The sequence below is a fragment of the Brucella thiophenivorans genome (genome assembly GCF_002252445.1).
Taxonomy (GTDB): Bacteria; Pseudomonadota; Alphaproteobacteria; order Rhizobiales; family Rhizobiaceae; genus Brucella; species Brucella thiophenivorans.
This window is the reverse complement of record NZ_NNRJ01000077.1, coordinates 1-3,915: the sequence shown is the minus strand read 5'-3', so window position 1 is coordinate 3,915 and position 3,915 is coordinate 1. Positions and strand designations below refer to the sequence as shown.

Below are 3,915 nucleotides of genomic sequence, written 5' to 3'. Positions count from 1 at the left end.
ACTTATCCTAGCGGTTCAAATTTCCTGAATCACTTCAAGCGCGGGCGGGCATCTTGCAAATTCTTTTCGACCTGACCCACCCGGCCCTTCGCTCCCACTCCGGGCGTTCAGCAGGAAAACAGTTAACTGGATTGTTTTCTGATCTGCTTCACCCCATCCAGCAGCAGGGTTGCAGAACTCTGGCTCGAAGACATAGTGGTTCGCCATGGCAAGAAAGCGCATGTTGATATGCCGTTCTTTGCCACAGCCAACTCGGTCAACCGCCGTCTTCATATTATCGTATATGCCGCGCTCGGGCACACCACCCAGGACGCGCAACCCGTGCCAATGGGCATCGAACAACATCTCATGGGTCTGAAGCAGATAAGCCCTGACCACAAATGCTCGACTGTGAGACAACTTAAAATGTGCAACCTGTAACTTGGTGCGTTCTCCACCCAGCACAGCAAAATCCTCGCTCCAATCAAATTGAAAAGCTTCACCCGCGCGGAAAGTCAGCGGAATGAAGGTTCCGCGCCCGCTTGCCTGCTGCTCACGTTAGCGATCTGCACGCCAGTTCCTAGGTGTTCAGTCCCGGCATTTGATGGATCGGATTTAACCTGAAACGTTCGGGTTCTTTTGTCCAGCATTTGCAGATGAATTCGTATGGAGTGAGGCCTTTGAGTGTCTTTAGGCGGCGACCGAAATTGTAAGCGGTGACAAAATCGTTGAGGTGTGTTCGTAATTGGGCGTGGTCATCGTAATGGAAGCGCTTGACGGTAGCCTCTTTGATGGTGCGGTTCATGCTCTCAACCTGACCATTCGTCCAGGGATGTTTCACCTTGGTCAGCCGATGCTCGATGCCGTTTTCGTCGCAGGCCCGATTGAAGATGTGACCAAAGTCGTAGATGTCGCGGGTGCGGTTGGTGAACTGAATTCCGTTGTCTTTCAGTACGGTATGGATTGCATAAGGAACGGCTTTGACCAGATTGCGCAGGAACTGGGCTGCGGCCATCTTGCCTGCCTTTGCGTGCAGTTCGACGTAGGTAAACTTGGACGTCCGGTCGATGGCGACAAAGAGGTAGAGCTTGCCCTCGGCGGTCTGAACCTCAGCAATATCAATGTGAAAATAGCCGATAGGGTAAGACTTGAATTTTTTCTTGGTCGGCTTGTCGCCCGTGACCTCTGGTAGTCTGGAAATCTCGTGGCGCTGTAGACATCGGTGTAGCGATGAGCGTGTCAAGTGAGGAATGGTCGGTTGAAGAGAATAGAGGCAATCATCGAGTGGCAGCAGCGTATGCTTGCGGAACGCGACGATCACAGCCTCCTCCTCAAGCGACAGGACTGTCGACCTCGGCTCTTTGGGGCCGGTCGCCAGATCGGAAACGGATGTCCGCTTCCTCCACATCGCAACCGTCTTCTGATTGATCCCATAGTGCTTGGAAAGCGCCCTCAGGCTCTCTTGACTATTTTGTATTGCTCGACGGCGACGGACTGCCTCAGTCGTGGTGGCGCTGCCGTGTAAAACCTGTCCCATAGTGCATCCCTCCAAGCATGGGAAAATAATGCACCATCAAACCCCGGGATCAAACACCTAGAGAAGGCTGCAACCCGCCCATAAGATCCGTCAAAGCCAAGAGCGACCAGATCAGCATAAAGTTGCTTCAGATTACGGCGTGGTTTACGCGATTTAGCTGCTTCGATTTTTATCCGTGATGAAAGCTTGTCTGCGTAAGGATGAAGCTTGCTCGGTCGATCCGGCGGCGCAAATTTAGGCCAGATCTTACCCGAGGCGACATGCTTTGTAACAGTATTGCGTGAAAGACCAGTCCGCCGTCCAATCTCACGGATCGATGGCATGTCCCGCAAAAGCATGCGGCGAATGATTTTCAAAAGTCCCATGTGGATCACTCCGTTGTCCTGCGCTGCACAAAACAGTGGAGGCAGGGTCACATGGCTCAGTTCTCAATGGAAATTACCCGCCGTTCAGGCTCACTTAGGGGGTGGAAATCAACACCCACTGAAAGAACGGTGCTCTAAAAGTCGTGAAATAGTTATACTGCAAAATTGACCCCGCTACAATTTTCCGCTTCCTTAACGAAATGTGTGAAAGACTGCATTGCTTGCCTGAATAGAGCAGTCACCAAAGCCTGAGAGGGAGAACTATGGTTCACGGTTCGGCGAAATCCGTTATCATAAGGGGTATTGCTTACCCCTCTCTAACTGCTGCTGCTGCCGCGTTAGACGTTTCAGTCAGTAGCATATCTATATCCATCCATAGGGGAACAAAAGATAACATTGGCCTGGGCTTGGGACAGTCGAGGAGACTGGAATGTGACGGAGTGATTTACTCTAACGTGGCTGAATTGGCGAAAGCAATTGATCGCACACCAGCATCAGTGTATCTGGCATTAAGCCGGAAGCGGAAGGACAAGGACGGGTATATTCACCTGAAAAAACATCGCATTAAGCGGCTACTCACCTCGTATCGCTCCGCACTACAGGAGGGGGAGTGATACGCCCACCAGCTAGCATTACAGTTGAACATTTATCGGTAGTCAGAATCAATTGGTCCTCATAATTTGGAGGTCGGGTATGGCAGATGCATCAATCGAGGCGCTTCTGAGCTTTGAGCATCATCGTTGCGCCGCGTGGAGGCTCGCATACGCAGACTGTTTACTCAGGAACGAGTTGCATAGAAGTGATTCAGGAAATTTGAACCGCTAGGATAAGTGGAATTTCTGCCTGACATCGGCTTAGATGCCGAGTACAGGAGATACTATGACGAGACGACCACGCCGGAACCATAGCCCCCTCTTTTAAGGCTAAAGTTGCGCTCGCTGCGATCAGAGGCGAGCAGACGCTTGTGGCATTATCCCAACAGTTTGACGTGCACGCCAACCAGATCAAGCAGTGGAAAGACCAGCTTCTTGATGGGGCGACCGGTGTTTTTGGCGACGAGACGAAGGCGGAGCCAGCGGGGCCTACCATCGATGTCAAAACGCTTCACGCCAAGATCGGCGAGCTAACTCTGGAGAATGATTTTTTAGCCGGAACGCTCGGCAAGGCGGGATTGCTGAGCGGAAAGAAATGATCGACCGCACGCAAAAGCTGTCGGTCGCAAGGCAGGCGAAGCTCCTCGGGTTCAGCCATAGCAGTGTCTACTATTCACCGCGCCCGGTATCGGATGGCGTCTGGCACTGATGCGCCGGATCGATGAATTGCATCTGGAATATCCATTCGCGGGAAGTCGGATGTTGCAGGGGCTTTTGAAGGGAGAAGGGCTAGAAGTTGGTCGGCTGCATGTCGCCACGCTGATGAAGAAGATGGGCATCGAGGCGATCTATCGTCGCCCGAATACCTCGAAGCCAGCCCCAGGTCACAAAATCTATCCCTATCTCTTGCGTAGGCTGGCGGTCACCCGGCCCAACCAGGTCTGGGCAATGGACATGACGTATGTGCCGATGGCACGCGGCTTCGTCTATCTCTGCGCCGTCGTCGACTGGTTCAGCCAGAGGGTTCTGTCGTGGCGCCTGTCGATCACGATGAAAGCCGCTTTCTGCATAGAAGCGGTCGAGGAAGCGCTCGCCCGATATGGCAAACCTGACATATTCAATACCGACCAGGGCTCGCAGTTCACCTCGATGGATGGCAAGGGCGCGTGGCGCGATAACGTGTTCGTCGAACGGCTTTGGCGGTCGATCAAATACGAGGAGATTTATCTCCACGCCTACAAGACCGTATCCGAGGCCCGCGTCGGCATTGGCCGATATCTGACCTTCTACAATAGCCGACGCCCACATTCATTCCTTGACCGGCAGACGCCGGATCAGGCTTATTTCAACGCGTTCACTCCAATAATGCTGGCGGCATAATCAAGGCCGAAATCCACCTAGAGAAACGCCCAAAACTGTTCAGACAAACCGAGCCACTTCT

At 52.8% G+C, this 3,915-nt stretch carries 2 protein-coding genes and 2 pseudogenes; 1 reads left to right on the top strand and 3 read right to left on the bottom strand.

Annotated features, from left to right (window positions below):
- Positions 1 to 126: 126 nt before the first annotated feature.
- The 3 genes and pseudogenes from CEV31_RS20810 to CEV31_RS21015 form a co-directional block, all read right to left on the bottom strand.
- Positions 127 to 561: pseudogene (locus CEV31_RS20810) on the bottom strand (IS21 family transposase); the annotation flags it as partial.
- Entirely contained in the window at positions 560 to 1,516 is a 957-nt protein-coding gene (locus CEV31_RS20805; RefSeq protein ID WP_094510151.1) for an IS481 family transposase, read from the bottom strand. The pseudogene CEV31_RS20810 and the gene CEV31_RS20805, both read right to left, overlap by 2 nt.
- The gene (locus CEV31_RS21015; protein WP_143850999.1) at positions 1,432 to 1,881 is read right to left on the bottom strand and encodes a hypothetical protein; all 450 of its coding nucleotides are present in this window, start codon (positions 1,879 to 1,881) and stop codon (positions 1,432 to 1,434) included. Before CEV31_RS21015 ends, CEV31_RS20805 begins: the two co-directional genes overlap by 85 nt.
- An 879-nt stretch (positions 1,882 to 2,760) precedes the next feature.
- On the opposite strand from CEV31_RS21015, the pseudogene CEV31_RS20795 reads away from it, so the two are divergent.
- Positions 2,761 to 3,854, top strand: a pseudogene (locus tag CEV31_RS20795) (IS3 family transposase).
- Positions 3,855 to 3,915: the final 61 nt, after the last annotated feature.

What these genes read in the sequence shown, in the direction of transcription:
- CEV31_RS20805 (WP_094510151.1), bottom strand. Translation starts at nt 1,516, where the DNA reads ATGGGACAGGTTTTACACGGCAGCGCCACCACGACTGAGGCAGTCCGT.
- CEV31_RS21015 (WP_143850999.1), bottom strand. Translation starts at nt 1,881, where the DNA reads ATGGGACTTTTGAAAATCATTCGCCGCATGCTTTTGCGGGACATGCCA.